At 60.3% G+C, this 25,807-nt stretch carries 33 protein-coding genes; 21 read left to right on the top strand and 12 right to left on the bottom strand.

Features of this window, described 5'->3' with window-relative positions; genetic code table 11:
- Position 1: 1 nt before the first annotated feature.
- Both AC07RZ_RS08685 and AC07RZ_RS08680 read left to right on the top strand, forming a co-directional pair.
- Entirely contained in the window at positions 2–769 is a 768-nt protein-coding gene (locus AC07RZ_RS08685; protein WP_494667649.1) for a type III pantothenate kinase, read from the top strand.
- 3 nt (positions 770–772) lie between these two features.
- Positions 773–1,465, top strand: coding sequence for an SPOR domain-containing protein (locus tag AC07RZ_RS08680; RefSeq protein WP_494667648.1), 693 nt, complete (start codon positions 773–775; stop codon positions 1,463–1,465).
- A 3-nt stretch (positions 1,466–1,468) separates the two neighbouring features.
- Here the strand turns inward: AC07RZ_RS08680 and AC07RZ_RS08675 are convergent, their stop codons facing one another.
- Positions 1,469–1,675: a cysteine-rich CWC family protein gene (locus AC07RZ_RS08675; protein ID WP_494667647.1), complete on the bottom strand. Its 207-nt coding sequence runs from the start codon at positions 1,673–1,675 to the stop codon at positions 1,469–1,471.
- Positions 1,676–1,994: 319 nt separating this feature from the next.
- On the opposite strand from AC07RZ_RS08675, the gene argB reads away from it, so the two are divergent.
- A complete protein-coding gene (gene argB, locus AC07RZ_RS08670) occupies positions 1,995–2,897 on the top strand; it encodes an acetylglutamate kinase (protein WP_014008176.1) in 903 nt (300 codons plus the stop codon).
- A 60-nt stretch (positions 2,898–2,957) separates the two neighbouring features.
- On the opposite strand, the gene AC07RZ_RS08665 is transcribed toward argB, so the two are convergent.
- Positions 2,958–3,674, bottom strand: a complete 717-nt coding sequence (locus AC07RZ_RS08665; RefSeq protein ID WP_092395695.1) for a pseudouridine synthase — start codon at positions 3,672–3,674, stop codon at positions 2,958–2,960.
- Positions 3,675–3,773: 99 nt separating this feature from the next.
- Here AC07RZ_RS08665 and AC07RZ_RS08660 point away from each other — a divergent pair, with 99 nt between their 5' ends.
- The gene (locus tag AC07RZ_RS08660; RefSeq protein ID WP_144738228.1) at positions 3,774–4,121 is read left to right on the top strand and encodes a low molecular weight phosphatase family protein; all 348 of its coding nucleotides are present in this window, start codon (positions 3,774–3,776) and stop codon (positions 4,119–4,121) included.
- A gap of 51 nt (positions 4,122–4,172) precedes the next feature.
- On the opposite strand, the gene AC07RZ_RS08655 is transcribed toward AC07RZ_RS08660, so the two are convergent.
- On the bottom strand, positions 4,173–4,757 hold the full coding sequence (locus AC07RZ_RS08655; protein WP_144738229.1) for a DNA-3-methyladenine glycosylase I: 585 nt from the start codon (positions 4,755–4,757) through the stop codon (positions 4,173–4,175).
- 203 nt (positions 4,758–4,960) lie between these two features.
- Here AC07RZ_RS08655 and AC07RZ_RS08650 point away from each other — a divergent pair, with 203 nt between their 5' ends.
- Both AC07RZ_RS08650 and AC07RZ_RS08645 read left to right on the top strand, forming a co-directional pair.
- Positions 4,961–5,812: a D-amino acid aminotransferase gene (locus tag AC07RZ_RS08650; protein ID WP_342829394.1), complete on the top strand. Its 852-nt coding sequence runs from the start codon at positions 4,961–4,963 to the stop codon at positions 5,810–5,812.
- 315 nt (positions 5,813–6,127) lie between these two features.
- Positions 6,128–6,415: a DUF493 family protein gene (locus AC07RZ_RS08645; protein ID WP_092395541.1), complete on the top strand. Its 288-nt coding sequence runs from the start codon at positions 6,128–6,130 to the stop codon at positions 6,413–6,415.
- A gap of 6 nt (positions 6,416–6,421) precedes the next feature.
- Here AC07RZ_RS08645 and gcvA read toward each other — a convergent pair whose 3' ends face one another.
- Complete coding sequence (gcvA, locus tag AC07RZ_RS08640) at positions 6,422–7,348, bottom strand: transcriptional regulator GcvA (protein ID WP_144738231.1); 927 nt, start codon at positions 7,346–7,348, stop codon at positions 6,422–6,424.
- A 159-nt stretch (positions 7,349–7,507) separates the two neighbouring features.
- Between gcvA and AC07RZ_RS08635 the strand changes: the two genes are divergently transcribed.
- From AC07RZ_RS08635 to AC07RZ_RS08600, 8 genes are all read left to right on the top strand, one after another.
- Positions 7,508–7,816 carry a DUF2917 domain-containing protein gene (locus AC07RZ_RS08635; protein WP_186450491.1) on the top strand — a complete coding sequence of 103 codons (309 nt, stop codon included), beginning with the start codon at positions 7,508–7,510 and terminating at the stop codon, positions 7,814–7,816.
- A 4-nt stretch (positions 7,817–7,820) separates the two neighbouring features.
- Positions 7,821–8,459, top strand: a complete 639-nt coding sequence (locus AC07RZ_RS08630; RefSeq protein WP_494667646.1) for a glutathione S-transferase family protein — start codon at positions 7,821–7,823, stop codon at positions 8,457–8,459.
- A gap of 77 nt (positions 8,460–8,536) precedes the next feature.
- Entirely contained in the window at positions 8,537–9,211 is a 675-nt protein-coding gene (gene lipB, locus AC07RZ_RS08625; protein WP_494667645.1) for a lipoyl(octanoyl) transferase LipB, read from the top strand.
- 38 nt (positions 9,212–9,249) lie between these two features.
- The gene (gene lipA, locus AC07RZ_RS08620; RefSeq protein ID WP_494667644.1) at positions 9,250–10,257 is read left to right on the top strand and encodes a lipoyl synthase; all 1,008 of its coding nucleotides are present in this window, start codon (positions 9,250–9,252) and stop codon (positions 10,255–10,257) included.
- A 70-nt stretch (positions 10,258–10,327) separates the two neighbouring features.
- Positions 10,328–10,771, top strand: a complete 444-nt coding sequence (locus AC07RZ_RS08615; RefSeq protein WP_494667643.1) for a hypothetical protein — start codon at positions 10,328–10,330, stop codon at positions 10,769–10,771.
- A 32-nt stretch (positions 10,772–10,803) separates the two neighbouring features.
- Positions 10,804–11,229, top strand: coding sequence for a MarR family winged helix-turn-helix transcriptional regulator (locus AC07RZ_RS08610; protein ID WP_494667642.1), 426 nt, complete (start codon positions 10,804–10,806; stop codon positions 11,227–11,229).
- 93 nt (positions 11,230–11,322) lie between these two features.
- Positions 11,323–11,874 (top strand): nuclear transport factor 2 family protein, encoded by a 552-nt coding sequence (locus AC07RZ_RS08605; protein ID WP_494667641.1) that lies wholly within the window; start codon positions 11,323–11,325, stop codon positions 11,872–11,874.
- Entirely contained in the window at positions 11,874–12,920 is a 1,047-nt protein-coding gene (locus AC07RZ_RS08600; RefSeq protein ID WP_494667640.1) for an aldo/keto reductase, read from the top strand. Before AC07RZ_RS08605 ends, AC07RZ_RS08600 begins: the two co-directional genes overlap by 1 nt.
- 141 nt (positions 12,921–13,061) lie before the next feature.
- Here the strand turns inward: AC07RZ_RS08600 and AC07RZ_RS08595 are convergent, their stop codons facing one another.
- A complete protein-coding gene (locus tag AC07RZ_RS08595) occupies positions 13,062–13,631 on the bottom strand; it encodes a TetR/AcrR family transcriptional regulator (protein ID WP_494667639.1) in 570 nt (189 codons plus the stop codon).
- Positions 13,632–13,724: 93 nt separating this feature from the next.
- Between AC07RZ_RS08595 and AC07RZ_RS08590 the strand changes: the two genes are divergently transcribed.
- The 5 genes from AC07RZ_RS08590 (at position 13,725) to AC07RZ_RS08570 (ending at position 17,686) form a co-directional block, all read left to right on the top strand.
- Positions 13,725–14,411: a glutathione S-transferase family protein gene (locus tag AC07RZ_RS08590; RefSeq protein WP_494667638.1), complete on the top strand. Its 687-nt coding sequence runs from the start codon at positions 13,725–13,727 to the stop codon at positions 14,409–14,411.
- Positions 14,412–14,493: 82 nt separating this feature from the next.
- A complete protein-coding gene (locus AC07RZ_RS08585; RefSeq protein WP_494667637.1) occupies positions 14,494–15,453 on the top strand; it encodes an alpha/beta fold hydrolase in 960 nt (319 codons plus the stop codon).
- A gap of 31 nt (positions 15,454–15,484) precedes the next feature.
- Positions 15,485–15,769 carry a hypothetical protein gene (locus AC07RZ_RS08580; protein WP_494667636.1) on the top strand — a complete coding sequence of 95 codons (285 nt, stop codon included), beginning with the start codon at positions 15,485–15,487 and terminating at the stop codon, positions 15,767–15,769.
- 143 nt (positions 15,770–15,912) lie between these two features.
- The gene (locus tag AC07RZ_RS08575) at positions 15,913–16,689 is read left to right on the top strand and encodes an SDR family NAD(P)-dependent oxidoreductase (RefSeq protein WP_494667635.1); all 777 of its coding nucleotides are present in this window, start codon (positions 15,913–15,915) and stop codon (positions 16,687–16,689) included.
- Between the two features lie 61 nt (positions 16,690–16,750).
- A complete protein-coding gene (locus tag AC07RZ_RS08570; protein ID WP_494667634.1) occupies positions 16,751–17,686 on the top strand; it encodes an alpha/beta fold hydrolase in 936 nt (311 codons plus the stop codon).
- A 604-nt stretch (positions 17,687–18,290) separates the two neighbouring features.
- Here the strand turns inward: AC07RZ_RS08570 and AC07RZ_RS08565 are convergent.
- Positions 18,291–19,289, bottom strand: coding sequence for an aldo/keto reductase (locus AC07RZ_RS08565; protein ID WP_494667633.1), 999 nt, complete (start codon positions 19,287–19,289; stop codon positions 18,291–18,293).
- Between the two features lie 100 nt (positions 19,290–19,389).
- On the opposite strand from AC07RZ_RS08565, the gene AC07RZ_RS08560 reads away from it, so the two are divergent.
- Complete coding sequence (locus tag AC07RZ_RS08560; protein ID WP_494667632.1) at positions 19,390–20,286, top strand: LysR family transcriptional regulator; 897 nt, start codon at positions 19,390–19,392, stop codon at positions 20,284–20,286.
- 79 nt (positions 20,287–20,365) lie between these two features.
- On the top strand, positions 20,366–20,959 hold the full coding sequence (locus AC07RZ_RS08555; RefSeq protein ID WP_494667631.1) for an SH3 domain-containing protein: 594 nt from the start codon (positions 20,366–20,368) through the stop codon (positions 20,957–20,959).
- A gap of 66 nt (positions 20,960–21,025) precedes the next feature.
- Here the strand turns inward: AC07RZ_RS08555 and AC07RZ_RS08550 are convergent, their stop codons facing one another.
- The 6 genes from AC07RZ_RS08550 to pxpA all read right to left on the bottom strand — a co-directional run bounded on the left by AC07RZ_RS08550 (position 21,026) and on the right by pxpA (position 25,807).
- A complete protein-coding gene (locus tag AC07RZ_RS08550) occupies positions 21,026–21,442 on the bottom strand; it encodes a F0F1 ATP synthase subunit epsilon (RefSeq protein WP_092395525.1) in 417 nt (138 codons plus the stop codon).
- 96 nt (positions 21,443–21,538) lie between these two features.
- On the bottom strand, positions 21,539–22,192 hold the full coding sequence (gene pcp, locus AC07RZ_RS08545; protein WP_494667630.1) for a pyroglutamyl-peptidase I: 654 nt from the start codon (positions 22,190–22,192) through the stop codon (positions 21,539–21,541).
- Between the two features lie 13 nt (positions 22,193–22,205).
- Positions 22,206–23,216 (bottom strand): DUF2891 domain-containing protein, encoded by a 1,011-nt coding sequence (locus AC07RZ_RS08540; protein WP_494667629.1) that lies wholly within the window; start codon positions 23,214–23,216, stop codon positions 22,206–22,208.
- Between the two features lie 9 nt (positions 23,217–23,225).
- Positions 23,226–24,212: a DUF979 domain-containing protein gene (locus AC07RZ_RS08535; RefSeq protein WP_092395519.1), complete on the bottom strand. Its 987-nt coding sequence runs from the start codon at positions 24,210–24,212 to the stop codon at positions 23,226–23,228.
- Positions 24,209–24,928 carry a DUF969 domain-containing protein gene (locus tag AC07RZ_RS08530; protein ID WP_144738241.1) on the bottom strand — a complete coding sequence of 240 codons (720 nt, stop codon included), beginning with the start codon at positions 24,926–24,928 and terminating at the stop codon, positions 24,209–24,211. The genes AC07RZ_RS08535 and AC07RZ_RS08530 overlap by 4 nt, the downstream gene beginning before the upstream one ends.
- Before the next feature lie 81 nt (positions 24,929–25,009).
- Positions 25,010–25,807, bottom strand: coding sequence for a 5-oxoprolinase subunit PxpA (pxpA, locus tag AC07RZ_RS08525; protein ID WP_494667628.1), 798 nt, complete (start codon positions 25,805–25,807; stop codon positions 25,010–25,012).

Raw genomic sequence — 25,807 nt, 5'->3', positions numbered from 1 at the left:
CATGGGCATGCTGTTGATCGATGTCGGCAATACCCGCATCAAATGGGCGCTTACGGCCATGCCGCAGCCAGGCGACCTGGCAGGCGCGTGGCTCGACAGCGGTTCGGCGGCGCTGGGCGAACTGGTGGCGCTGAGCGAACGCTGGCGCAAGCTGGCGGTGACGCGCATACTGGTTTCGAACGTTGCCGGCGAGCATGTGCAAGAGCGCCTGCAGACGCTGCTGGAGACGGTTTTCGGCGCCGCCGTGCGGCCCCACTGGTTTGTTTCGCTGCCGCAGCTGGCCGGCCTGCGCAACGCTTACCGCGATCCGGCGCAGCTCGGATGCGACCGCTTTGCCGCGGCGCTCGGCGCGCAACGCCTGTTTCCGCAGCAGACCCTGCTGGTCGCCACCTGCGGCACGGCGACCACCATCGATGCGGTCAGCGCCGACGGCGTGTTCAGCGGCGGCATGATACTGCCGGGGCTGGGCTTGATGGCGACCTCGCTGGCGCGCAGCACCGCGCGATTGCCGCATGTGACGGACCATGTGCAAGTCAACACGCTGTTTGCCGACAACACCGACGACGCCATCATCAGCGGCTGCATCAACGCCCAGGTCGGCGCCATCGAACGGGCCTTTGCGTTGCTCGGCCGGCAATCTGGCGCGCATATACTTTGTGTCGTGGCCGGCGGTTCGGCGGCGCTGGTGGCGCCCTACCTGTCCATCGCCCACGAAACAGTTGATAATCTGGTATTGATCGGTTTACAAACTGCCGCGGCAACTCTTTAAGCTATGTTGAAAATAATTTTCTGGCTGTTGTTATTGGCGAATGCCGCCTTGTTTGCCATGCAAAAAGGCTATCTCGGCGCGCTCTACAGCGACGGCAGGGAGCCGGCGCGCATCGGCAGGCAGCTGCAGCCGGACAAGATCAGGATGACCGCAGCCGAGAACGTTATGGCCCCGGCTGCGGTTGCCTCGCTCGCCAGCGCCGCGCTGGCGCCGGCGCCCACGGCCGCCGACCTGGCGCCGGTGGCCTGCACCGAAGTCGGCAATTTCACCGCGGCCGAAGCGCGGCGTTTTTCGAGCCAGCTGGCGGAGCGCGTGCCGGCCGTCAAATTTGTCCGCCGTGAAACCCAGGAAGTGGCCAGCCACATGGTCTACCTGCCGTCGCTGGGCAGCAAGGAAGCGGCCGACGCCAAGGCCGACGAGGTGCGCCGGCTAGGGATCAGCGACTTTTTCGTGATCCAGGATTCGAGTCCGCTGCGCTATGGCATTTCGCTAGGCATTTTCAAGACCGACGAAGCGGCGCAAAAGCAGGTCGCCAGCCTGGCCAAGCGCGGCTTGAGCGGCGCCAAGGTCGGCACGCGCAGCGTCAGCTCCAGCAAGGTGGCGTTCCAGCTGCGCGACCTGGGCGGCGACGCCAAGCTTGCCTTCGACAAGATCAAGCTGGATTTCCCTGCCCAGGAAGTGCGCAGCTGCCCTTAACCCTTAGGGCGAGGTTTTTCCGGCGGCCGGTTCGTGCTCCCGTTTTTGTTCGTGCCGCAGCAGGCGCTGCAGGCAATCCGGGCAATAACATCCTGCCACCGTGAGGCTGGCGCCGGCCAGCGGCGGCAGGCGGCTGCACCAGCAGGGCTGGCTCGCATGCTGGCTGGCGCCGCAGGAGAACTGTTGCCGGCAGGCGGGGCATTGCGCCATTCCGTTTATCCTTTGAAGGCTTGTGGGCGTAGTGAGGGAAACCGCTGTCAGGATAACCATCTTCCCGGCATTGATATATCTACGCAACATCGCATGATTATTGGCGTGTCAGCCGTACCTAAGCAAGCGCATTTCCATGTAAAATCGCGCTGATCCATCGCGCAGCGATTTTTAACTCCCCCAGAGTTGCAGTCTTTGCACCCTTTTACTTTCTTCTGACAAACTGTTTCAGGTCGACGGGTCGTTAGCCACCGGTATTGAACCGCGCCGCGACCACGCAGCACCCCCAGCTTTTCGGAACTCTCTCGTAGGACTGTTCATGGCCGATTTGACCAACGATCTTGCCAACGTTGCACCAGGAATCAAAGCGGAAATTCTGGCCGAGGCGTTACCTTACATCCGTCAATTCCACGGTAAAACCATTGTCGTCAAATACGGCGGCAACGCCATGACCGAAGAACGCCTGAAGCACGGCTTCGCGCGCGACGTGATCCTGCTGAAGCTGGTCGGCATGAACCCGGTGGTGGTGCACGGCGGCGGCCCGCAGATCGACAATGCGCTGAAGAAAATCGGCAAGCAGGGCACTTTCGTGCAAGGCATGCGCATCACCGACGAAGAAACCATGGAAGTGGTGGAGTGGGTGCTGGGCGGCGAAGTGCAGCAGGATATCGTGATGCTGATCAACCACTACGGCGGCCAGGCGGTTGGCCTGACCGGCAAGGACGGCGGCCTGATCCGCGCCCGCAAATATCGCATGCCGGACCGGGAAAAGCCGGGCGAATTCCTCGACATCGGGTTTGTCGGCGAAATCGAAGCCATCAATCCGGCCGTGGTCAAAGCCTTGCAGGACGACGCCTTCATCCCGATCATTTCGCCGATCGGCTTTGGCGCCGACGGCCAGGCTTACAACATCAACGCCGACGTCGTGGCCGGCAAGATCGCCGAGATCCTGCATGCGGAAAAGCTGATCATGATGACCAATATTGCTGGCGTGCAAGACAAGCAAGGCAACCTGGTGACTGACCTGTCGGCCCGCGAAATCGATGAAATGTTCAAGGACGGCACCATCTCCGGCGGCATGCTGCCGAAGATTTCATCGGCGCTGGATGCGGCCAAGTCGGGCGTCAATACGGTGCACATCATCGATGGCCGGATCGAGCATTCGCTGTTGCTGGAAGTGCTGACCGAGCAGGCGTTCGGCACCATGATCCGTTCACACTGATTTCCAGGGATTCCCGGAAGCAAAAAGCGCAGGACTCAGGTCCCGCGCTTTTTTTTTGCGCTATGCAGGCACCAGCAGGGCCAGGTGCTCCGGCTCCAGGTAGCACCATTCTCCCAATTCCAGTTCCAGCGCTTCCAGCGTCAGGCCGCCGATGGCGGTGCGGCGCAAGGCCGAGCAATGGTTGCCGGCGGCGACCAGCATGCGCTTGACCTGATGGTATTTGCCCTGTTCCAGCACGATTTCGATTTCATGCGTGCCCAGCACACGGCAGCTGACGGCCGCCAGCGTTTGCGGCTCGTCATGCAGCTTGACGCCGGCCAGCAGGCTTTGCACCAGCTCTTCGGTGACAGGATCGTGGGTGGTGGCGACGTATAGCTTCGGCACATGCCGCTTGGGCGACGACTGGGCATGGATGAAACTGCCGTCGTCCGACATCAGCAGCAGGCCGGTGGTGTCGTGGTCGAGCCGGCCGACCGGCTGCACGTCGCGCCAGCTGAATTGTTCCGGCAGGATGCTCAGCACCCCGGGATGGTGGCTGGGCTTGCGCGAGCATTCGATATCGGCCGGCTTGTTGAGCACGATATAGACGTGTTCGCGGTAAGTCCATTCTTCCTCGAACAGGGTGAACACCAGGCCGTCGGTGTCGGGCGTGGACTTGTAGTCGGTGACGGCGGCGCCGTTGATGACGACTTCGCCGTCTTCAATCAGCTCGCGGCAATATTTTCGGCTGCCGAAACCCTGCGATTGCAGGATCCGGTCTAAGGTCAGTTTAGGCATGGCGGCAATGTAGCAGAACGCTGTAAAGACGGAAAGGGGCAGCGCGCGATGTACCATGTTGCCAGAATAAATAAATCGCCGTCACCGGCAAACCGGTACATGACCAAATTACTCTTTGTCTGCAGCCGCAACCAATGGCGCAGCCCCACAGGCGAACAGGTATGGCGGCGCCAGCCCGGGATGCAGGCGCGCTCGGCCGGAACCAGCCCGAATGCGCGCAGGAAAATCAGCGCTGCCGATATCAGCTGGGCCGACGTGATCTTTGTAATGGAGAAAAAGCACAAGAACCGCATCGTCGCCGAGTTCGGGCGCCTGCTGGAGCACAAGACCATCCACGTGCTGGATATTCCGGACGAATACCAGTACATGGATCCGGAACTGGTCGAGCAGCTGACCGAGGTTGTCGCCCACCTGCTGGCGGCTGCAGACGACCGGCAGGCGGACTAAGCCGCTTTAAGCCGGCTGAGCCAGTTTCGCGGCGTTCAATGACTCTCGGTATTACTCTGCCACCGCCTGGTGCCGGAAGCATTCGACGCAATGGTCGTTGACCATGCCGATCGCCTGCATGTAGGCGTAGATGATGGTGGAGCCGACGAATTTGAAGCCGCGCTTGGCCAGGTCCTTGGAAATGCGGTCGGACAAGGGCGTCGTGGCTGGATTGCCGCCCAGCAGCGTCCATTCGTTCTGGATCGGCTTGCCGTCCACATAGGCCCACAGGAAAGGCGCCAGGCCGCCGGCTTCGGTGCGCAGCTTGAGATAAGCCTGGGCGTTGCTGATGGCGGCGGCAATCTTCAGGCGGTTGCGGACGATGCCGGCGTCGGCCAGCAGGGCGGCGACCTTGTCCTGGTCGTAGCGGGCGATTTTCCTGGCGTCCCAGTTGTCGAAGGCGCGCCGGTAGTTGTCGCGCTTGTTGAGGATGGTTTCCCAGCTGAGGCCGGCTTGCGCGCCTTCCAGGTTCAGCATTTCGAACAGCCGCACCTCATCGTGGCAGGGCTTGCCCCATTCTTCGTCGTGGTAGGCCAGGTAGCGCGGATTGGCGGGATTGGCCCAGGCGCAGCGGGTGAGGACGGGGGTGGTGGTCATGGTCGGGGTAAGAGAAGAAGGCGGGAGGAGCGCTTCCTCGAAGTTGAAGTATGCACATGCTACCGCATCGCACCGGAATCATCCTGCCGTGCCGGAAAAGGGGGAGGCGGCGCATCCGCCCGTCTTCCACATACTTTTTTTGCATACCCTGCAGGCTGGCGCTGTGCCAGAATTGAATCCTCTACTTTTTCAGGAATCCGATCATGCAAGACCCGCTGGTCTATCTTAATGGCAGCATGACGCCGCTGTCCGAAGCGCGCATCCCGGTACTCGACCGCGGCTTCATTTTTGGCGACGGCGTGTATGAGGTGATTCCTATCTACGGCCGCAGGCTGTTCCGTTCCGAGCACCACCTGGCGCGCCTGTTCCGCAGCCTGGCGAAAATCAGTATTACAAATCCGCATGACAGGGAGCAGTGGCTGGCGCTGATCCAGGGCGTGATCGACGCCCATCCGGCGCATGACCAGATGGTCTACATCCACGTCACGCGCGGCGTCGCCAAGCGCGGCCACGCGTTTCCGAAAGAAGCGCTGGCGCCGACCGTGTTCATCATGACCAATCCGCTGGTATTGCCGAGCGACGCGCTGCGCGCCAGCGGCGTGCCTTGCGTTTCGATGGAAGACCAGCGCTGGCTGCATTGCGAAATCAAGTCGATCTCCCTGCTGGGCAATGTGCTGGCGGCGCAAAATGCCGCCGAGCACGGCGTGGTGGAAGCGATCCAGTTCCGCGACGGCTGGCTGACCGAAGCGTCGTCGTCGAATGTCTGGATCGTCAAGCACGGCAAGCTGATGGCGCCGCCCAAGGACAACCTGATCCTGGAAGGCATCCGCTACCGCCTGATCGAGGAGTTGTGCGCCGCCGGCGGCATTCCGTTCGAAGCGCGCCGGATTGCGCGCGAAGAGGTGTTCGCTGCCGATGAAGTGCTGCTGTCGTCGGCCACCAAGGAAGTGCTGCCGGTGGTGTCGATTGACGGCAAGGCTATTGGAAACGGCGCTCCCGGCCCCATATACAAGCAGTTATACGAGGCTTATCAGCAAGCCAAGGCTGCTGCCTGAAACGAACCGGTTTCTTTCGGATAGCCGGACGGATGGTTGCAGGGTGGAAATTTCCACCCTGTTTTCATTTGAACAAGCCGTTCCTGCAGAATTGCATGCCGCCGATGAGCTGGTGCAGCGTTTCGTATGTAATGAAACTTCATAAACGGTGTTTTTTCGCGCCATGCGTCGTTGCAAATCCTCGCGATAGCACCACTATCGCTCCGGTTTGCGCCTAGCCTGGCACGAAAATCCACCATTTCTGGAGCTCCATTACATACGAAACGCTACACGGAGTAAACTACCTGCCAGTAACATCACTAAAGAGTAAAGACCATGACCGACCTGACCAAGCCAATCGATCCAGCCGACAGCCTGATCGAATATCCAAGCGTGTTCCCCATCAAGATCATGGGGCCGACGCACGATGCTTTCGCAGAGACCATCATCGGCGTGGTGGTGCAGCACGATCCTACTTTTCATATCGACAAGCTGGAAGTGCGGCCGTCGTCCAAGGGCAATTACACCGGCCTGACGGCCAATGTGTATGCCGTCAACCGCGAGCAGCTGGATAACCTGTACCGGGCGCTGTCGTCGCATCCGATGGTGAAGATGGTCCTGTAAAGCGAATCATGGCTCGGGCGCCCCGGGCCATTCGCTTTGCGCCTTGAAAGCCCTCACCTCGTCCAGCAGCCAGCGATGGAAAGCCTGCACCTGCGGTTTGCTCATCGCTTCCTTGGTGCAGGCGAAATAATAGGATAGCGGGCAGCGCGCGACGACGTCGAACAAGCGCACCAGCTCTCCCGAAGCAATCTCCTGCAGCGCAATCGCGTGCCGCGTCAATGCAATCCCCAGGCCGTCCGAAGCCGAACGCAGCAGCATCGAGGCGTCCTCGATCAGCAAGCCGCCGGTCGGCTCCACCAGGTCGATGCCGGCCGCCTCGAACCACGGCAGCCAGGACGATTCGGTATCCATCCGCAACAGGCTGCACTGTTCCAGTTCCTGCGGCGTTTTCGGCAACTTGCCGCCGCGGTAGTTCGGGCTGGCCACCGGATAGTAAAAATCATCCATCAGTTTTTCCACCACCAGCCCCGGGTAATGCCCCAGGCCGTAGCGCAGGCCGACGTCGATAGGTTCACGTTCCAAGTCGTTGAGGTGGTTGCTCGACTGCAGCACCACCTCGGTATCGGGATGCAGGTCGATGAATTTCCACAGCCGCGGCGCCAGCCAGCGCGCGGCAAACGAGGGCAGGGCGGAAATCGTCAGGCGCTTCTGCTTGGCGTCCATCTTCAAGGCTTCGGCGGCAAATGCGATTTCATTCAGGGATTTGCGGATGACGGCGGCAAAACGCTGCCCCTGCTCGGTGATCGTGATCCGCTTGCCGTGGCGGCTGAACAGCATGATGCCCAGCTCCTGCTCCAGGGCCCGGATCTGATGGCTGATCGCACCTGGCGTCACATAGATTTCCTCGGCCGCGCGCGAAAAGCTGTCGTTGCGGGCGGCGGCCTCGAAGGCGCGCAGGGCGGAGAGGTTCGGCAGTTTTCTGAGATCAGCCATGTTATGTGAGGAAAATTAATAAGGGGAAGGAAAATTACTCGTTTTGCAAGCGCCTACCGCACGGCTAGAATGACTCTGTAGAAACAAGGAATGTCTATATCAAGCGGTTCAGCGGCTGATGTGGCATCCAATATACCAGCAGTTTCAAGGAGTGACATCATGAGAAAATTATTAGCTAACGAATCGTTGTCCATAGGCGCCGGCCAAGCCATGTCGGTCACCGCTCCGGTGGCCCAGACCCTGCAGATCATGCAAGGCCGCGTTTGGGTGACGGTGGCAGGACAAGGCGACGACTACTGGCTGCATGCCGGGCAGTTCCTCAACGTTGCCGCCGACAGCCATATCGTCATCGAAGCCGTCAAGGGCAACAGCGTGGTGCAGATCCAGCGGCAATCGACCCGCCTGCCGGCTTCCAGCGCACGCGCCGGCCTCGGCAAGCCGTTGGGCGCCCGTCCTGTAGCCTGCTGACCTGATGTCCGGCATGCAAGACGAGATCACGCTCTACGGCAACGCAAATTCGGGACACGCCTACAAGGTCGCCTTGATGCTGGCGGTCAGCGGCGTGGTCCACGATTACCAGGCAATCGATATCGACCAGCCGCACGGCCAGCGGCCGGAGCCGTTCCGCAGCCTGGCCAGGTTCGGCCAGGTACCGTTGCTGGTGCACAACGGCGAGCCGTATGCGCAATCCGACGCCATCCTTTGCCACCTGGCGCAGCACACGGGCGGTTTCGGCGCCGAATCGGCGCGCCGCATGGCGCGCGTGCAGGAATGGCTGTTCTGGGAAGCCAACCGGCTCGGCATGTGTTTGCCGCAGCTGCGCTGGGCGCGCAGCTTTGCGCCGCAGGAATACCCTGCCGGCGCCGTCGACTGGCTGCAGGGCCGGTATGACGTGGATATCGCCAGGCTGGAAGCGGAGCTGGCCGATGGCCGCGCGTTCATCATCGATGAGCTGCCGACCGCCGCCGATTTTTCCCTGTGCGGCTACCTGTTCTGGGCCGACGCCGCCAAAGTCGCGCTGCCGCCGCATGTGGCCGCCTGGCTGCAACGCATCCGCGCATTGCCGAACTGGCAATCTCCCGAGAGTTTACTTGGCCCCCTGAGGACCTGACCGCGCGCCGGCGTGCCAGCCGCGGTGTATCAGCCGTTTCTGCACGCCGGCCGCTTTTTTTCGTTACACTTGCGCTTATGTCCAGCGTGCAGCAGCTCCGTTCCCCCGATCATCCGCCCAGCCCCCAGATCATCCAGCGCGGCGTCGAGCCTTACGCCGTCAGTTTTGACGCGATGCGCGCGTTCACCGATTCCCGTTCCGCAGATATCCCGGACCAGCTCTGGATCGTCGAGCACCCGCCGGTGTTTACGCTGGGTTTGGGCGCCGATCCGGGCCATGTGCTGGCGCCGCACGATATCCCGGTGATACAGACCGACCGCGGCGGCGAAGTGACCTACCACGGACCAGGCCAAGTAGTGATCTACCTGCTGCTGGACTTGCGCCGCCGGCGTCCCGCCGCCCGCCTGTTCGTGCGGGAATTCGTGCAGGGCATCGAGCAGGCGGTGATCGACACGCTGGCAGCGTATAATCTGGCCGGTGAACGCAAGGCCGGCGCGCCCGGGATTTATATTGCCGACGGCGCCTGGCAAGGTGCGAAGATCGCCGCCCTCGGCTTGAAAGTCAGGGGCAGCGGCTGCACTTACCACGGTGTGTCGCTCAATGTCAGCATGGACCTGGAGCCTTTTTCCTGGATCAACCCGTGCGGCTACGAAGGCCTCGCCACCGTCGATATGAAAACACTGGGCGTTGATATAGCTCTCTCTGAGATGCAGTTAGCGCTTGCTCACAAACTGATTGACCGTTTTAACTGAGTCCCTTCCCGGGACTCCCGCAAGGAAACGCCTAGACCATGACCACAGAAACCACGCCGTCGCTGCCTGCCGAAGCCAGCGTTGCCGCCGCCAGCTACAATCCATCCGAAAAGCAGAAGGGCGCCAGCAAGACTGCACGCATCCCGATCAAGATCATCCCGATCGAGCGTTTGCAAAAGCCGGACTGGATCCGCGTCAAGGCGGCCTCGCCATCGTCGCGTTTCTACGAAATCAAGGACATCCTGCGCGCCAACAGCCTGGTCACGGTATGCGAAGAAGCCAGCTGCCCGAACATCGGCGAATGTTTCGGCAAGGGCACCGCCACTTTCATGATCATGGGCGACAAGTGCACCCGCCGCTGCCCGTTCTGCGACGTCGGCCACGGCCGTCCCGATCCGCTTGACGTCAATGAGCCGGAAAACCTGGCCAAGACCATCGCTGCGCTGAAACTGAATTACGTCGTGATCACCAGCGTCGACCGCGACGACCTGCGCGACGGCGGCGCCGGCCACTTTGCCGAGTGCATCCGCCACGTGCGCGCGCTGTCGCCGAACACCCGCATCGAAATCCTGGTGCCGGACTTCCGCGGCCGCATGGACCGCGCGCTGGAAATCCTCAACCTGGCGCCGCCCGACGTCATGAACCACAACCTGGAAACCGCGCCGCGCCTGTACAAGGAAGCGCGGCCAGGTTCCGACTACGAATATTCGCTGAACCTGCTGAAACGCTTCAAGGCCCTGCATCCGAACACGCCGACCAAATCCGGCATCATGGTCGGCCTCGGCGAAACCGATGAAGAAGTCTTGCAAGTCATGCGCGACATGCGCGCCCACGATGTCGACATGCTGACCATCGGCCAGTACCTGATGCCGAGCGGGAATCACTTGCCGGTGCGGCGCTATGTGCATCCTGACGTATTCAAGATGTATGAAGAGGAAGCTTACAAGATGGGCTTCGCGCACGCCGCGGTGGGCGCCATGGTGCGCAGTTCCTACCATGCCGACCAGCAGGCGCATGATGCCGGCATGGCGGTGAAAAATCAGTAGTTAATGAGACAAATTAGAAGTTAGCGAGACAAATTCAGATGTTGTGAGACAATTTTGAAACAATAAATCGTTGAATAACAATGACTTACCTCCAATTTATGCTTTTCCCAAGGGTGAAAGCTCTTGGCGGATTGATTGGTTCGGCGATTTAGCATTCCCAAACCGATTAATTCGCCGAAAGCAGCCCTCCCTGCTTCTGCACCTGTCGCGCGTTCTTGATAGCAATTACCGCGACAATCCCTCTGTATTGCTGTCACCAGCTTCAACTACGCCAGCGAAATTTCAGCGCAAGATATGGGTTTCGATAGGCACATTGCCCCGTCTACGTATCGGCGATAACGGAATCTATACACTGCGCCCATGGGGCAGCGCGCGTTTCAGCTTGAGCCGTTCTCATGTCTTGCTGCTCAACCGACTTTACCGGTACAAATTGCATGGTCGGCCCACTGGTATTGGTGCGTATCGCAACTTGGTGAAAGGCTCGGAGATTTCATTTTTTTGGAAATTTAATTGACATGATGTGCAGTTGCACAGCATAATTGCTGGATGAAACACTTGAGTGGGCCGGATTTGTGCCATTGCCTTGCTGCGCGCCGCAGTGCACGGTATCTGACGCGTCTTTACGATCGTCACCTATCGGCATCTGGCTTGTCCATTTCGCAATTTTCCGTGCTTGCGCTTGTCGATCAGCATCCGGCAATTTCTATCGCAACGCTTGCTGAATTCATGGTGATGGAGCGCACAACCTTGTTGCGAGCCCTAAAGCCGCTGCGCGATGGAGGCTTATTGCTCTGCGAGGCACATGGCCCCAAGTCGACGCTGGAATTCTCCTTGTCTGCCGAAGGTAGGAGCAAGCATTTTGAAGCTGAGCCGTATTGGCGCGCCGCGCAAAAGGAATTTGAAGAATACGCTGGGAAAGAACGTGCGGCAGATTTGCGCGGCACTATCCTCGATGTTGTTTTTTCGGAGTAGCAAGTCAATTTTTTTTGATGCTTGATGTGTAATTACACATCAAATTCCATCACTGTTTGTTTTTATCTGATGTAATGAAAAGGAGTTCTGACAATGACAGCGTTTCCCCGTATTGCTCGCACAAGCGAGCTTGATCCCGCTGATCGCGCAAGCGCAGTGGATTTTGTAAACAGAGTCAACTGGTTCTTTGAAACCTGGGATGTGGAGGCGATGATCGATTCTTTCTTTCCCGACGCCGTGGCGTATCACTTCCACGGTACGATCAGCGGCCACGCCGGAATCAGGCATTTCTTCGAGCATGACTATCCGTACCTGATTCCGGGAGTGAGCAGGCATGCGACCAATCACATCGTCGACCCGGATGAGGACGGCGTGGTCGTGCGTTACCAGAATCTGCTGGTTCGCCACGCCAGCCCTGAAGACGCTGCTGTCTTAGGCGCAGGCCAGGTGATGCACAGTGACAGTGGCTTGCCGGCGATCTGGCTGTACTCGCCCATGCGCGACCGTCTGCGCCGCAGCGGCAACAACTGGAAAATCATCGAACGTTACATCGGCGGCTCCACAACGAATAACGCCTTGACTCCGAAGGACACGGCGGCGAGCGCTTTTGCTGCGTTCATGCCGATATTGAAGGAGGAAAAATAATGCGACTTCGCTTATTTGGAACACATACCGGCCTACGGGTCTCCGAGCAGGTGCTCGGCACCGCAAATTTCGGACAACGCTGGGGGCATGGCGCCGATCTGGCAACGTCGACGAAGATTCTCAACAAGTATGCCGAGGCGGGTGGCAACTTCCTCGATTGCGCTGATGTGTATCAATTCGGAGAGTCGGAAGAATTCCTCGGACAGATATTGGCAGGGCGACGGGACCAGTTTGTGATTGCCACCAAATACACGCAGGCGTCGTCGCCCAATGCCGGCGTCCTAGCGACAGGCAACAGCCGGCTTACGATGCGGTTGTCGGTGGAGGGCAGCCTCAAGCGTTTGCGCACCGATCGTATCGATCTGTACTGGGTGCACTTTGCCGACGGTATGACGCCGATTGAAGAAATCATGATCGGTCTTGAAGATCTCGTGCGCAGCGGGAAGATTCTTTACGCGGGCCTGTCGAATTTCCCAGCCTGGCGCGCAGCGCGCGGCGCAACGATTGCGGAAGTGCGTGGCTGGTCCCGGCTGGCCGGCTTGCAGTTCGAGCATAGCCTAGTGCAGCGCTCCAGCGAACATGAACTGCTGCTAGCAGGCCAGGCGCTGGGACTGGGGATGGCGAGCTGGTCGCCGCTGGGCGGCGGGCTGTTGTCGGGAAAATATCGTCGAGGCGAAAAGGGGCGCCTGGAAGCACTGGGCGGCGCGGTATTCCAGAAGGAAGACTCCGCCCAACGCACGGCCATTGTGGACGCAACGCTGGCAATTGCGGCCGAGCTTGGCGTGTCGCCCGCCGAAGTCGCTGTTGCCTGGGTGGTGTCGAAGGATACCTTGCCGATCATCGGACCGCGTACTGTAGACCAGCTGGATTCTTATCTGGCGGCTTCCAGGGTGGTGCTGTCGGCGGATCATCTCAAGCGTCTCGATGCGGTAAGCGCGATTGCACCCGTCTTTCCGTACTCGATGATCGATACGCAGGAGATGCAGCAAGTCGCCGCAGGCGGCCAGTTGTCGCGCGTGGTGCTTCCGGCAAAGGTGATTGCCTAGGCAGGGACGCCGTTCAGGCGCGCTGTGAGGTGCGAAGGAAAAAAACAAGTTAAAGGGGGAGGCACGCTGCTCTGGGCAAAAGATATTGTCCGGAGCAGCATTTTTCATACGAGAAGCTCTGGCGGACGGCGCAGTCCGGCGTTACGGAATGAGCCCGGCCGCACGGTAGCTCTCGATGACATCGTCATACACCGTGACATCGTTTTGTCCGCGCGCAATCAGCTGGGCTCCCCCCACCGCCGCAAAGATGCCGAGTGCTCGGCGCCGGACGGCCTTTTTCTGTTTCGGATCAGACACCTCCAAGGAGAGCAGTTCAGTGAGCCAGTCGATATTGACTTCATTGAAGCGATTTACTTCGGCGCGCACTTCCGGCGGCAGGTCGTCGTGCTCCGCCGTCATGATGCCACACAGACACATGCGGTTGTCGTCGATCAACGCCGAGCGAAAGATGTCGGTGTATTTTTTCATGTAGGAACGCAGATCGTTATTGCCGGATATCACATCGCTCAGGTAGGCGCGGCCGTCTTCCGTATAGCGGCGCGCCAGTTCGGCGCCCAGATCTCCCTTGGTCGGGAAATGGTAGTGAACGCTCGCGCTCTTGATGCCGACTTCCGCCGCCAGGTCTCTGAAACTGAGTGCGTTGTAGCCATGCGCCTGCACCGTTCTGCGGGCGACGCTCATGATCTTCTCTCTGGTATCTGTTGCATTCATGCGAAAAACCTCTCTATCGATAGATAGTTGTTGACGAGCGCATTATACCCCTTTATTGTTTACCTACCGATAGATATATAAGGAGTTTTAAAAATGAAAATTTATGACCGCCCAGGCTTTCCCAATCCGGCTCGCATACGCATCGTCCTGGCCCAGAAGGGGCTCGACGCGCAGGTGACTTTCGAATCCGTTGATCTGATCGGCGCAGAGCACAAGCAGGCGCCGTTTCTGGCGAAAAACCCTTCAGGCGTCCTGCCGCTTCTGGAGCTGGACGACGGCACGCTGATTGCGGAAAGCACGGCCATCACCGAGTACCTCGACAATCTGGATGGAAATCCGGTATTGACAGGCCGCACGCCGAAGGAAAAAGCGCTGATCCACATGATGCAGCGCCGTGCGGAAAGCGGCTTGTTGGACGCCGTGGGCATCTATTTCCACTATGCCACCCAAGGACTGGGCAGCGACCTGCAAAAATACAAGAGTCCGGAATGGGCGCACCGCAAGGAATGGGGTGAGCGCGAACGCGACAAGGCGTTACAAGCCATGGCCTATTTCGATAAGGTGCTGCGCGACAGCAGCTTCATCGCTGGTCAGCAATTCTCGATGGCTGACATTACTGTCTTCGCCGGTCTTGCATTCGCTGATGCCGCAGGCATTCCGATTGCGCCGGAACTGACCGCGCTGTTGGCATGGCGCATGAAGGTGTCCGAGCTTCCGGCAGTCAAGAATCGCAGTGGACAAATGTTCGTTGCGGAAGATTTGCGCCGCCTGGGTTTCTGAGCCAGCTGTTGCAGTTTTTTTAAATACTGCTTCCGCGCGTCGGAAGCAGCGTTTCACAATCGCTTCCTTTTTACTTACTGACATGCATACTTCTTTCAGCAAAAAAGCGCTGCTTAGCGCCTCAGTGTTCGCCGCCGCATTCGCGCTTTCCTCTTTTGTTTTCACTCCAGTTGCCGTTGCGGCGGATACATCGGCAAAAACAGCATATACGCATCAAACTGCGCCGACGCAATTCATAGACGCCAACGGTACCAAACTCGCCTACCGGCGTTTTGGAAAAGCCAAGGGTGTGCCTCTGATCATGCTGCAGCATTTTGTCGGCAACATGGACAGCTGGGATCCCAAGGTCGTCGACGGCCTCGCTCGTGATCGCCAGGTTGTCCTATTCGACAACGCCGGCGTAGCAAGCTCGGACGGAGAAGTACCGAAAACCATCGAAGGCATGGCAGCGCACGCCATCAATCTCATGACTGCGTTGGGCATTAAAAAGGCCGACTTACTCGGTTTCTCGTTGGGTAGCTTGGTTGCGCAGGAAGTAGCACTGGAACGCCCGGAACTGGTTCGTCGTCTTATCATCGTTGGCAGCGGTCCGCGCGGCGGCGTCGGCATGGCGACGCTGACACCTGAATTCCAGGCGGCCCTCGCCAAAAAGCACGAGGTGCCTGACGAGCTGTTGCTAGATGTGTTCTTCACACCAACGCCAAAAAGCCAAGCCGCCGGCCGCGAATTCTTGAAGCGTTTGCGCGCGCGCACCGTCAATCGCGATGGTGATATCAACGACAAGGTCGCGCCGGCGCAGGTCGCCGCATTTGCTGCTTGGGGCGCTCCGTCCGCCAATGCGGGCGACTATCTGAAGAAAATCTCGCAACCGACGCTGGTGATCAGCGGCAGCAACGACATCGTTCACTACACCATCAATTCATTCAACCTCCAGCAATCATTGCCGAACGCCCAGTTGATTGTCTATCCAGACACGAATCACGGGTCGTTGTATCAGTATCCCGACTTGTTCCTTACTCATGTCCGCACCTTTCTTGACTAAGAAATAGACGGCTCCTTCTGCAAGGGCCCGCATGTCTCCCGATTTCCCGGGAGGCATGCTGGAACAATTGGACGAGCCGGTTTTGCCATGCGTCCGAGCGGCGCAAATGACCGAGAAATGCTGTTCTGGAGTTGCCAATTGTGCCTGCAATGGCAAACGCGTCGTTGAATTTCCCGGACGTGCTCACCAATGCATTACTGATCTAGTAAGAAAAATGAATGCTGCCGTGGAAGTGCACAGAGATCTTTGGCTGCTCAGCCATCGCGATACCAGTTCTGTGGCGCGCTCCAAGATGTTTGCTTTGTGGATTTCCTGATGCTACGAGAATGATAGAGAAAAATTCTGCTGCTGAACGGTAAAAACGGTAGGCGATTGGCAGTGTAGGGGGATTTCCAATTTTAAATTGCAGTATGGTGTGTAATTGCACATATATTTTTAAATCATTAAAGGAGTATTGCAGTGAATATTGACCTTTCCGGAAAGATCGCCCTTGTGACCGGCTCCACTGAAGGCATAGGATTTGCTATTGCCCGCGGGTTGCAGGAGGCGGGTGCGCAAGTGATCGTGAATAGCCGCAGCGTGCACAAAGTGGAAGCTGCGGTAGCCCGCTTGGGAGGCAGGGCGCGCGGCCATGCGATTGATCTCGGCGACGCGAACGGTTGCGCCGCGCTTATCGCGGCCGAGCCGAAAGCCGATATTGTGGTGAGCAATCTCGGTATCTTCCAGCCGGCGGATTTCTTTGAGGCCGACGATGCCGCTTGGGACAGCCATTGGCAAGTCAACGTGATGGCTGGCGTGCGTCTCGCGCGCGCCTATCTGCCACGAATGGCGGCCGCAGCCTGGGGGCGGTTCGTTTTCATCAGTTCGGAGTCAGCTTTCAACATACCGGTCGAAATGATCCACTATGGTGTCAGCAAGACCGCCGACGTCGCGCTTGCGCGTGGACTTGCCAAGCGCATGGCTGGAACCGGCGTGACGGTCAATTCGGTCCTGCCCGGCCCGACTTTTTCGGAAGGAGCTGCGCAGATGCTCAAGCAGCAAGTCGATGCAGGCGGGTCCTTTGAAGAGGCCGGTATCGCATTCGTCAGAACACATCGTCCTACTTCCATTATTGAGCGTCCGGCGACAGTCGAGGAGGTCGCCAACATGGTTGTCTACATTGCCTCGCCCCAGGCTTCCGCCACGACCGGAGCTGCATTGCGGGTGGACGGCGGAGTTGTCGACTCACTCGTCTGATCCGCCTGAGGGCGGAGACGGACGGCTATTAATTTGCAGGAAACCCATTGGAGATCAATGAATGAGAATCAACGCAAAACTGGCAGCTCTGATGCTAGTGACGACCGCTGCTATGCCGGTTGCCGGTGAGGCTGCTGACGCACCAACGGTTCATTATCGCCATGCCACTGTCGACAATATCGACATTTTTTATCGGGAAGCTGGCAATCCGAACGCGCCGACCTTGCTCTTGCTGCATGGATTTCCCTCGTCGTCGTCGATGTTCCGGGACCTGATACCGCTGCTGGCGGACCGTTTCCATCTGGTGGCGCCGGACTATCCAGGCATGGGTGCCAGCGAAGCACCTTCAGTGGAAAAATTCAAACCGACCTTCGATAACCTTGCTGCCGTGATGACGGATTTTGCCGCCAAGCTCAATCTTTCCCATAACATTCTTTACATGCAGGATTTCGGCGGCCCTGTCGGAATGCGCATGGCGGTCAGGAATCCGGAACGCGTGAGCGGACTGATCGTCCAGAATACGCCTGTCTCGCTCGACGGCTGGGATACCAAGCGGCTTGCCGCAATCCAGGCCAATGCAGCCGGTCCGGTGACGCCCGAGAAGCGCGCGGCGATAGAGGCACGCGTCGTACAGGCAACCTCGAATCTGCTGCATCAGTACGGCGCCGCCCATCCTGAGCAACTCAACCCCGATTCCTGGGCGGTTGACGCCTATGCATTGAACGATCCGGAAAAGCGCCGCATTATGACCGATCTGCAAATCGATATACCGTCGAGCCTGGCGCTGTATCCGGTCTGGCAGGCCTATCTGAAGGCCCGGCAGCCGCGCACGCTGGTCGTATGGGGACGCAACGATCCTATTTTTTCGCCCAATGGCGGCGACATCGTCAAGACCTTGATTCCTGCAGCCGATGTCCGCTACTACAGCACCGGACATTTTGCGCTGGAAGAGAACGGCGCCGATATCGCGAGTGAGATCCGGAGCCACTTCCCTTGACGGTGCAACAGCGCCGCCAATTAATATTGAAATGTTTTTCTTGATAGTCTCCGATTAGGGTGGTCTTCGCGCCACTCCTTTTTTGCGATCAGGCAGCGACGATTACGTCGATTGCGCCTGTTCGCTCCTACCACGACACCTCCAGCGAAGGAGTTGACGTCTACGCCGCCGTGGCTGCCTTTGCGGCCAATCCAAGCGCCCTGAGTGCATTGACCAGTACGACTTGTGGGCCTTGATGCATGAATCTCTCCTTTAGTTACTAGTGCGAATGAGTACCTTGCCGCGTGCGTGGCCGGTCGACAGCTTTTTGCCGCTGGTGCTGTGATGGACCGTGTGATCCGTTGCTCGTATAAGTTGGCCTTTACTGGGGAATCAGTGAGGACGATTCGGCGCTTGACTTTTTTTACTCAAAATCGCTGATTGCCTAGGAAAAGAGCCGCGTTGATGCGAAATTGTCTCGTTAATTATTGAATTTGTCTCGCTAATTAATGAATAAAAATGCGTCGAATAGGTAGATTTGTCTCATTAACTACTGATCGTTCACAATGGCGGTGAACGGCCAGCAGTAAACAAACGGCTTGCCCAGCTGGGCAAGCCTGCCCGGTCAAAGATTGATCATCTCCAGCTCCTTTGCGCCGTAGCGCTGGCCGACGATTTTTTCGTCCGGCAGCGCGGCGCGGATGGCAGCCAGTTCGTCGGTCCGCAGCACGATATCAGCCGCCGCTACATTCTCTTCCAGATGCTTGATTTGCCTGACCCCGGGGATAGGCATGATCTGCTCGCCTTGCGCCAGCAGCCAGGCCAGCGCCAGCTGCGCCGGCGTGCAGCCGCGGCGGCCGGCCAGCGTCACCAGCGCTTCAAGCAGGACGCGGTTGCTTTGCATCGCCTGGTCCTGGAAACGCGGCAGCGTACGACGGTAGTCGTCGGCCGCCAGTCCTTGCGTGGTGTTCAATTTGCCGGTCAGGAAACCGCGGCCGAGCGGGCTGTATGGCACAAAACCCACGCCCAGTTCTACGCAAGCCGGCAGCACTTCATTTTCCTGGTCGCGGCTCCACAAGGAATATTCGGACTGCACGGCAGCGATCGGATGCACCGCATGGGCGCGCCGCAGGGTGGTGGCGGAGACTTCCGACAGGCCCAGGTGGCGTACTTTGCCGGCACGCACCAGCTCGGCCATCGCGCCTACCGTATCCTCGATGGCGACTTGCGGATCGACCCGGTGCTGGTACAGCAGGTCGATGGTTTCCAGCCCCAGGCGCTTGAGCGAACCTTCGACGGCGGTCCGTACATGTTCCGGCCGGCTGTCGACGCCGGCCATGCGCGCCACGCCTTCGCCATGCGGCGAAATCCTGAAGCCGAACTTGGTGGCGATGGTGACCTGTCCGCGGACTGCCTTGAGCGCGCGTCCAACCAGTTCTTCATTGATATAGGGACCGTAGACTTCGGCAGTATCGAAATGGGTTACGCCCAGTTCGACCGCATGCTGCAGGGTGCGGACAGACTGCGCGTCATCGGCGCCGCCGTAGCCGAAACTCATGCCCATGCAGCCGAGGCCGAGTGCGGAGACTTGCAGGCCGTTGCGGCCTAATGTGCGGGTTTTCATGGAAGATTCCTTTCGTAATGGGATTGAAGCCAGTATCCTCCCCATCATTGCAAGTGATAAGCCATGCTATATTCAGTGAAATACTGAAAATAATTCATGAATGAATAAACCCGATCTCAGCGAACTGGATGCGTTTGCGTGTGTCGCCCGCCATCGCAGTTTCAGCAAGGCCGCCCTCGAGTGCGGCGTTTCCGCGTCGGCCCTGAGCCATGCCATACGGACGCTGGAAACGCGCCTGGCGGTGCGCCTGCTCAACCGCACCACGCGCAGCGTGACGCCGACCGAAGCCGGGCAGCAGCTACTGCTGCGGCTGGAGCCGGCGTTGCGCGAGATCGGCGAAGCGCTCGACCAGCTCAACGATTTCCGCGACACACCGCGCGGCACCCTGCGCCTGAACGTGCCACGGCCGGCGGCGCGGTTGCTGCTGGCGCCGTTGTTTGCGCGTTTCCTGGCGGCTTATCCGCAGATTCGGCTGGAAGTGGTGACCGATGACGGCCTGGTCGATATCGTCGCCGGCGGCTTCGATGCCGGCATCCGTTTCGGCGAGAGCCTGGCGCAGGACATGGTCGCCTTGCCGTTGGGGCCGCCGGTGCGCCTGATCGTGGTGGCTTCGCCCATGTATGCGGCGCGCCGGGGTTTGCCGCGGCAGCCGCAGGAACTGAAACAGCATGCTTGCGTCGGCCGCCGCTTCCCCAGCGGCGCGGTGTATGCCTGGGAGTTCAGCAAAGACGGCGAGCCGCTGGCGATTGCGGTCGACGGCCCTTTGCTGCTGGACGACGATGAACTGATACTGCGCGCCGCGCTCGACGGCATCGGCCTGGCGTATGTGTATGAAGCGCAGGCGCAGGAATCGATAGAGCAAGGCCGCCTGCTGCGCGTGCTGGATGCGTGGTGCCCGCCGATGTCGGGATTCTTCCTTTATTACCCGAGCCGGCGCCAGATGCCGGCCACCTTGCGGCTATTCATTGCCATGCTGCGCGATAGCGGGTATCAGTGAATCGCATATTTCCATGAGGTAATTTTCGCGGTATTCTTGGCTGCGCCCGGCATCGATTGTCAATCCATTGGAGGTGGTCATGTTTCGCATCCGTCTGTTACCGCTGATTGCAGTTGCCTGCCTCGGCCTGCCTGTTGCGGCAATCGCCCAGCAGCAGGCATTCACCAGCAAGAACGTCAACCTGCGCGCCGGGCCGGCGCGCGATTATCCGCTGGTGGCCCAGCTGCGGCCCGGCACTCCGGTAACGGTGGCCGGCTGTATCAACGGCTATAGCTGGTGCGATGTGTCGCTCCCCGACGGCAACCGCGGCTGGGTGTATGCGCAGAACCTGAACTATCCCTACCAGGGCAGCCAGGTGCCGCTGATCACTTACGGCAGCGCCATCGGATTGCCGATCATCGCTTTCAGCATCGGCGCTTACTGGGGGCAGAATTATCGCGGACGTCCGTGGTACCGGCAGCAGTCGCACTGGGCGCATCGTCCGCACCATCGTCCGCGTCCGCCGGTAGTGGTGCGGCCGCCGCCGAGGCCGTTCCCGAAACCGCCTGGCGCAGCGCCCGGCAGGCCACGGCCGCCGGGCTTCGGCGGTGGACATCGCCCGCCGCAAGGGGCGAGGCCGCCTGGCGGCAACAGGCCAGGCCGGCCGGGCCAAGACAGGCCACAGCCGCGATAGGCCTGGCCTGGCCGCCTGGGCCGCGATCACGGCGACCTGCGACAAGGCGCCCGGCGCCTAACCAGCTTATTTACCGCGCCGCATCTGCGCCAGCGTCGCCAGTTGCGCCGTGGCTTCCGCCAGTTCGGCTTGCGCGATGGCGTAGTCGATATTCGATGCCTGGTTTTGCAAACGTTCCTCGGCCTGCTGCCTGGCCGCGGTGGCTTTGGCTTCGTCGAGGTCTTTGCCGCGGATCGCAGTGTCGGCCAGGATGGTGACGGAGTGCGGCTGGATTTCGGCGTAGCCGCCGGCGACATAAATGTAATCGTCTTCGCCGCTCACGCGCTTGATATGGACCGCGCCCGGCCTCAGGCGGGTCAGCAGCGGCGTGTGGCCGGGCAAGATGCCGAGCGAGCCGGCGATGCCCGGCAGAGTGACCAACCCGGCGCTCCCGGCATATAACTCGCCTTCGGGACTGACGACCACGACTTGAGTTTCCGACATACGGTTTCCTGTAGCTAGGGCCTGTCCCCGTTAAGCCAATGATACAAGATCGCCTGCGCGGCATCAGGAAATTAACGCAATCCGCACCTGCTGCAATCAGTGCAGCTGGCCGCCGCCTTCCGCCACATCCTGCTGCAAGGTCATGGCGCTTTGCAGTGCGATGCGCAAACCTTCGATCAGCGTTTCCAGCGCCAGGCTGGGCTGGCCGGGATGGCGCGCTGCCTGCGATGGAATGTAGGGGATGTGGATGAAGCCGCCGCGCACTGCGGGTGCATGCGCCGCCAGCCGGTCCATCAAGCCGTAGAACACATGGTTGCAAACGAAAGTGCCGGCGGTCTGCGACACTTCCGCGGGGATGCCGGCAGCGCGCATCGCCTTGGCCATGCCCTTGATCGGCAGCGTTGAAAAATACGCTGCCGGGCCGTCGCTGCGGATCGGCTGGTCGATCGGCTGGCGGCCGGCGTTGTCGGCGATCCGCGCATCGTCGACATTGATCGCTACCCGTTCCAGCGACATCTGGCTGCGGCCGCCGGCCTGGCCGACGCAGATCACCAGGGCCGGCTTGAGTTCTTCCATCAGTTGCTCCAGCACTTGCAATGCCTGGCCGAACACGCAGGGCAGCTGGCGCGCCGCAACGTGGGCGCCGGCGCATGGCCAGCCGTCCAGCGCGCGCACCGCCTCCCACGACGGATTGAGCGGCTCCTGTTCGAACGGCTCGAAACCGGTGAGCAAAATTGTGTGCCGGGTCATGTGCTGTTCCGTCTTAGTTGACTGTTTCCATCGCCAGCATGGCAAATGTCGCCAGCCAGTGCTCGCCGGCGTATTCGCCGCTGACGACATGCGGCAGGCCGGCTTCTATATGGCGCCGCGCCGCCGCGGCCAGCGTGGCGGCAGCCGGGTCGTTTTCCGGCAGGCGCCGGGCGATCCGCTTCATGCACCAGGCGCGGCTCAGGTTCAAGCCGTTCAGATGGGCAATCTTGGGATCGCTGTGGTCGCTGACGTCGGCCGGATTCATCAGGCGGTCGATATCGGCCAGCGTCGGCAAATACTGGGCGAACCAGTCGACGAACACATCAGCCTCGAGCACGTCCGCCATCAGCAAGGCTTCGGTCAGCGCCGCCGACAGGAATTCGTCGCCGCCCGGTTCGTAGTGCGCCGGGTAATTGCTGTCGCCCATGAAGTAACGGCAAGCGGCATTGACGACGGCGCTTTCCAGTTCCGTATCGTTGCGGTGGCGCGCGAAATCGAGTATCAGCTTCAAGGAGAACGCGCTGTTGTAGTGGGTGCCGACCCGGATCGCATAACTGAGCTTGGCGAAATAGCTGAACACGCGGCTGCGTATTTCGGCCGTCAGCGGCTCCATCGCCGCCAGCCAGGCCTTGGCCTTGGGGTGCTGCCAGGTTTCCAGTTCCTGCGCCAGCGCCATGATCCAGGCCCAGCCGTAGGGACGTTCGAAGGAGACCCGTCCCGGCGCCTGGAAATACGCCAGTTCCTGCTGCATGTTGGCGGCGGTGAAGTGGTCGTCGAACAGCACCGCGATCTCTTCCTGCTGCGGCAGAGCCGGATACAGCCGAGCGCAGCGCGCCAGCAGCCAGTAGCCGTGCACCGCCGAGTGCCAGTCGTAGCAGCCGTAGAACACCGGGTGCAGGGCGCGCGGCGACAACGCATCCTGCGGGCCGTTCAAGACATGCATGATGTGGTTAGGGTACTCGTGGCGCAGCGAACGCAAGGGCAAGCGCGCGAAGGCGGAAACCTGGTCAAGGGTCAGGTGCATGGTATCTCCTTAGCGGAATGCGATGAAGTACATCAACAGTACGTTGGCGGCCAGCAGCGTCAACGCCGTAGGGATCTGTATCTTGATTACCTTGTATTTGTCGGTCAGTTCCAGCAGCGCCGCCGGCACAATGTTGTAGTTGGCGGCCATCGGCGTCATCAGCGTACCGCAATAACCTGCCAGCATGCCGATGGTGACCAGCGGCGCCGGATCGGCGTGCTGGCCTGTGATCAGGAACGGCAGCGCGATGCCGGCGGTCATCACCGGGAAGGCGGCAAAAGCGTTGCCCATGATCATGGTGAACAAGGCCATGCCGACGCAGTAAATCACGACCAGCATGAAACGGTTGTCGGGATTGACGAACAGGGTGACTACTTCCTGCACCGATTTGCCGGTCTGGGCGGCGACGAACACGCCGCCCAGCATGGCCAGCATCTGCGGCAGGATCGCGGCCCAGCCGATGGCGTCGACCAGCCGGCGCGATTCGCGCACGGCCTGCAGCGGCGTGCCGCCGGTCAGTTTCCAGCCGGCCAGGATGGCGCAGACGCTGGCAACGCATAGCGCCGCCAGCGTCAACTGCTTCTGGTCGAGCAGGTAGACGCCGCCGACCGAGACATTCTTCAGCAGCACGGTGCACAGGACCGTGATCAGCGGGATCAGCAGCGCCGGCAGGAAGATCCAGTTGCCGAAACGGTTGGCCGATGCCTGGCGTTCTTCGGCGCTGCGTTGTTTGTAAGAACCGGCCGACAGCAGGCCGCAACCGGCGATCAGGGAAATCACCACGACCACGCTGCCGATGACGCGGTAGGCCAGCGGCTTGCCGAGCCCGGCTACCAGCATGTCGCCAAACAGGAACACCGCGCCGAACAGGAACCAGAACAAGGCCGTGGTCAGGCGTTTCGGATTGCCTTTGTCGCGCAATGTCATGCCGACCAGCAGCATGACGATGATGCCGACCAGGTAATAAATCTCGTTGATGGTGAGAAGGGTCTTCATGCTGCCACCTCCTGGCCTGCGGATTTTTGCCAGGCTTCGACGTCGCGCCGGATGCTGGCGTCGAGCCGGGTCAGGCGCGTCATGTGGATGATCAGCGCGGCGATGGCGGTCGGGATGGCCCACAGGCCGAGATGCAGCGGTTCGATATTGGTGATGCCGTTTTCCTTGAGGAAGGCGTCCATCAGCAGCACCGCGCCGAAGGCGATGAAAATGTCTTCGCCGAAGAACACGGCAATATTGTCGCAGGCGGCGGCATGGGCGCGGATCTTGTCGCGGATCGGGACCGGCAGTTCGCCGTATTTAGCGACTGCGGCGCCTTCCACCATGGGCGCCAGCAAGGGCCGTACGGTTTGCGCCTGGCCGCCGATGTAGGTGAGGCCGAGCGCGCCGAGGAACTGGCGCAATACGAAATACAGCATCAGGATGCGTGCCGAGGTAGCATTGGCCAGGCTGGCGATCCAGTCCTGCGCCCGCTCTTTCAGGCCATAGCTTTCAAGCAGCCCGATGACCGGCAGGATCAACAGGAAGGTCGCCAGCGAACGGCTGTTGACGAATTTTTCACCGAAGGTCTCCAGCAATGTGCCGAGATCCATGCCGACCGACAAGCCGGTCGCCAGGCCCGCCACGGTCACCACCAGCAAGGGGTTGAATTTGAAGGCGAAGCCGGCTACTACGATCGGTATGCCGATCAGCGGCAATAATTCTGTTACGGTCATTGCTATCTCCTCATGTTGAGACGGTCGTTGCTGCGCCGTCGATTCTGTTGATTTTCTGGTGTTGCTCGGTGCTGCTGTTTCTTAACCCAGCAGCGGAAACAGGGTGTCGGCAGCTACCGTCCGCGGCGCGCGGATGGCGATGCCTTGCCGTGTCAGCTCGTCGCGGATGCGGTGCGCAAAGGCCAGCGCGTGTGCACCGTCGCCGTGCAGGCACACCGTATCGGCCTTGACCGGCGCCCAGCTGCCGTCGATCGCATGGACCTTGCCTTCGCGGATCATATGCATGGTTTGTGCCAGTGCCTGTTCCTCGTCTTCGATCAGGGCGCCGGGCGTGCCGCGCTTGACCAGGCTGCCGTCGGCCATGTAGCCGCGGTCGGCAAACACTTCTTCCACGGCGTGCAGGCCGGCGCGGCGGGCGGCGGCGGCCAGTTCGCTGCCGGCCAGGCCGAACAGGGCCAGGCCTGGATCGACATCGCGGATGGCGGCGGCGATGGTGTCCGCCAGTTTGGCGTCGCGCGCCGCCATGTTGTACAGCGCGCCGTGCGGCTTGACGTGCGCCAGCTGGGCGCCGTGCGCAGCGGCGATCGCCGCCAGCGCACCGATCTGGTACTGCACGCCGCTATAGATTTCATTGGCCGGCAGCTGCATTTCGGTGCGGCCGAAATTGTCGCGGTCGGGAAAGCTGGGATGGGCGCCGATGGCGACGCCTTGCGCCACCGCCCAGGCCACGCATTGCTGCATCATCAGGGCGCTGCCGGCATGCCAGCCGCAAGCGATATTGGCCGAGCTGACCAGCGCCAGCAGCGCTTCGTCACTGCCGTCGTTTTGTTCGCCGAGGTCGGCGTTGAGGTCCACCTGCTGTGATTTTTTCTTGGGCAT

This window comes from Collimonas sp. GW821-FHT07E08 (assembly GCF_059418905.1).
The sequence above is the reverse complement of the archived record's forward strand: the minus strand, read 5'-3'. Positions and strand labels throughout refer to the sequence as shown.

Bases quoted from the DNA above. Each gene is read 5' to 3' on its own strand.
- AC07RZ_RS08685 (WP_494667649.1), top strand. From the start codon at position 2: ATGGGCATGCTGTTGATCGATGTCGGCAATACCCGCATCAAATGGGCG.
- AC07RZ_RS08680 (WP_494667648.1), top strand. From the start codon at position 773: ATGTTGAAAATAATTTTCTGGCTGTTGTTATTGGCGAATGCCGCCTTG.
- AC07RZ_RS08675 (WP_494667647.1), bottom strand. From the start codon at position 1,675: ATGGCGCAATGCCCCGCCTGCCGGCAACAGTTCTCCTGCGGCGCCAGC.
- argB (WP_014008176.1), top strand. From the start codon at position 1,995: ATGGCCGATTTGACCAACGATCTTGCCAACGTTGCACCAGGAATCAAA.
- AC07RZ_RS08665 (WP_092395695.1), bottom strand. From the start codon at position 3,674: ATGCCTAAACTGACCTTAGACCGGATCCTGCAATCGCAGGGTTTCGGC.
- AC07RZ_RS08660 (WP_144738228.1), top strand. From the start codon at position 3,774: ATGACCAAATTACTCTTTGTCTGCAGCCGCAACCAATGGCGCAGCCCC.
- AC07RZ_RS08655 (WP_144738229.1), bottom strand. From the start codon at position 4,757: ATGACCACCACCCCCGTCCTCACCCGCTGCGCCTGGGCCAATCCCGCC.
- AC07RZ_RS08650 (WP_342829394.1), top strand. From the start codon at position 4,961: ATGCAAGACCCGCTGGTCTATCTTAATGGCAGCATGACGCCGCTGTCC.
- AC07RZ_RS08645 (WP_092395541.1), top strand. From the start codon at position 6,128: ATGACCGACCTGACCAAGCCAATCGATCCAGCCGACAGCCTGATCGAA.
- gcvA (WP_144738231.1), bottom strand. From the start codon at position 7,348: ATGGCTGATCTCAGAAAACTGCCGAACCTCTCCGCCCTGCGCGCCTTC.
- AC07RZ_RS08635 (WP_186450491.1), top strand. From the start codon at position 7,508: ATGAGAAAATTATTAGCTAACGAATCGTTGTCCATAGGCGCCGGCCAA.
- AC07RZ_RS08630 (WP_494667646.1), top strand. From the start codon at position 7,821: ATGTCCGGCATGCAAGACGAGATCACGCTCTACGGCAACGCAAATTCG.
- lipB (WP_494667645.1), top strand. From the start codon at position 8,537: ATGTCCAGCGTGCAGCAGCTCCGTTCCCCCGATCATCCGCCCAGCCCC.
- lipA (WP_494667644.1), top strand. From the start codon at position 9,250: ATGACCACAGAAACCACGCCGTCGCTGCCTGCCGAAGCCAGCGTTGCC.
- AC07RZ_RS08610 (WP_494667642.1), top strand. From the start codon at position 10,804: ATGAAACACTTGAGTGGGCCGGATTTGTGCCATTGCCTTGCTGCGCGC.
- AC07RZ_RS08605 (WP_494667641.1), top strand. From the start codon at position 11,323: ATGACAGCGTTTCCCCGTATTGCTCGCACAAGCGAGCTTGATCCCGCT.
- AC07RZ_RS08600 (WP_494667640.1), top strand. From the start codon at position 11,874: ATGCGACTTCGCTTATTTGGAACACATACCGGCCTACGGGTCTCCGAG.
- AC07RZ_RS08595 (WP_494667639.1), bottom strand. From the start codon at position 13,631: ATGAATGCAACAGATACCAGAGAGAAGATCATGAGCGTCGCCCGCAGA.
- AC07RZ_RS08590 (WP_494667638.1), top strand. From the start codon at position 13,725: ATGAAAATTTATGACCGCCCAGGCTTTCCCAATCCGGCTCGCATACGC.
- AC07RZ_RS08585 (WP_494667637.1), top strand. From the start codon at position 14,494: ATGCATACTTCTTTCAGCAAAAAAGCGCTGCTTAGCGCCTCAGTGTTC.
- AC07RZ_RS08580 (WP_494667636.1), top strand. From the start codon at position 15,485: ATGTCTCCCGATTTCCCGGGAGGCATGCTGGAACAATTGGACGAGCCG.
- AC07RZ_RS08570 (WP_494667634.1), top strand. From the start codon at position 16,751: ATGAGAATCAACGCAAAACTGGCAGCTCTGATGCTAGTGACGACCGCT.
- AC07RZ_RS08565 (WP_494667633.1), bottom strand. From the start codon at position 19,289: ATGAAAACCCGCACATTAGGCCGCAACGGCCTGCAAGTCTCCGCACTC.
- AC07RZ_RS08560 (WP_494667632.1), top strand. From the start codon at position 19,390: ATGAATAAACCCGATCTCAGCGAACTGGATGCGTTTGCGTGTGTCGCC.
- AC07RZ_RS08555 (WP_494667631.1), top strand. From the start codon at position 20,366: ATGTTTCGCATCCGTCTGTTACCGCTGATTGCAGTTGCCTGCCTCGGC.
- AC07RZ_RS08550 (WP_092395525.1), bottom strand. From the start codon at position 21,442: ATGTCGGAAACTCAAGTCGTGGTCGTCAGTCCCGAAGGCGAGTTATAT.
- pcp (WP_494667630.1), bottom strand. From the start codon at position 22,192: ATGACCCGGCACACAATTTTGCTCACCGGTTTCGAGCCGTTCGAACAG.
- AC07RZ_RS08540 (WP_494667629.1), bottom strand. From the start codon at position 23,216: ATGCACCTGACCCTTGACCAGGTTTCCGCCTTCGCGCGCTTGCCCTTG.
- AC07RZ_RS08535 (WP_092395519.1), bottom strand. From the start codon at position 24,212: ATGAAGACCCTTCTCACCATCAACGAGATTTATTACCTGGTCGGCATC.
- AC07RZ_RS08530 (WP_144738241.1), bottom strand. From the start codon at position 24,928: ATGACCGTAACAGAATTATTGCCGCTGATCGGCATACCGATCGTAGTA.
- pxpA (WP_494667628.1), bottom strand. From the start codon at position 25,807: ATGCCCAAGAAAAAATCACAGCAGGTGGACCTCAACGCCGACCTCGGC.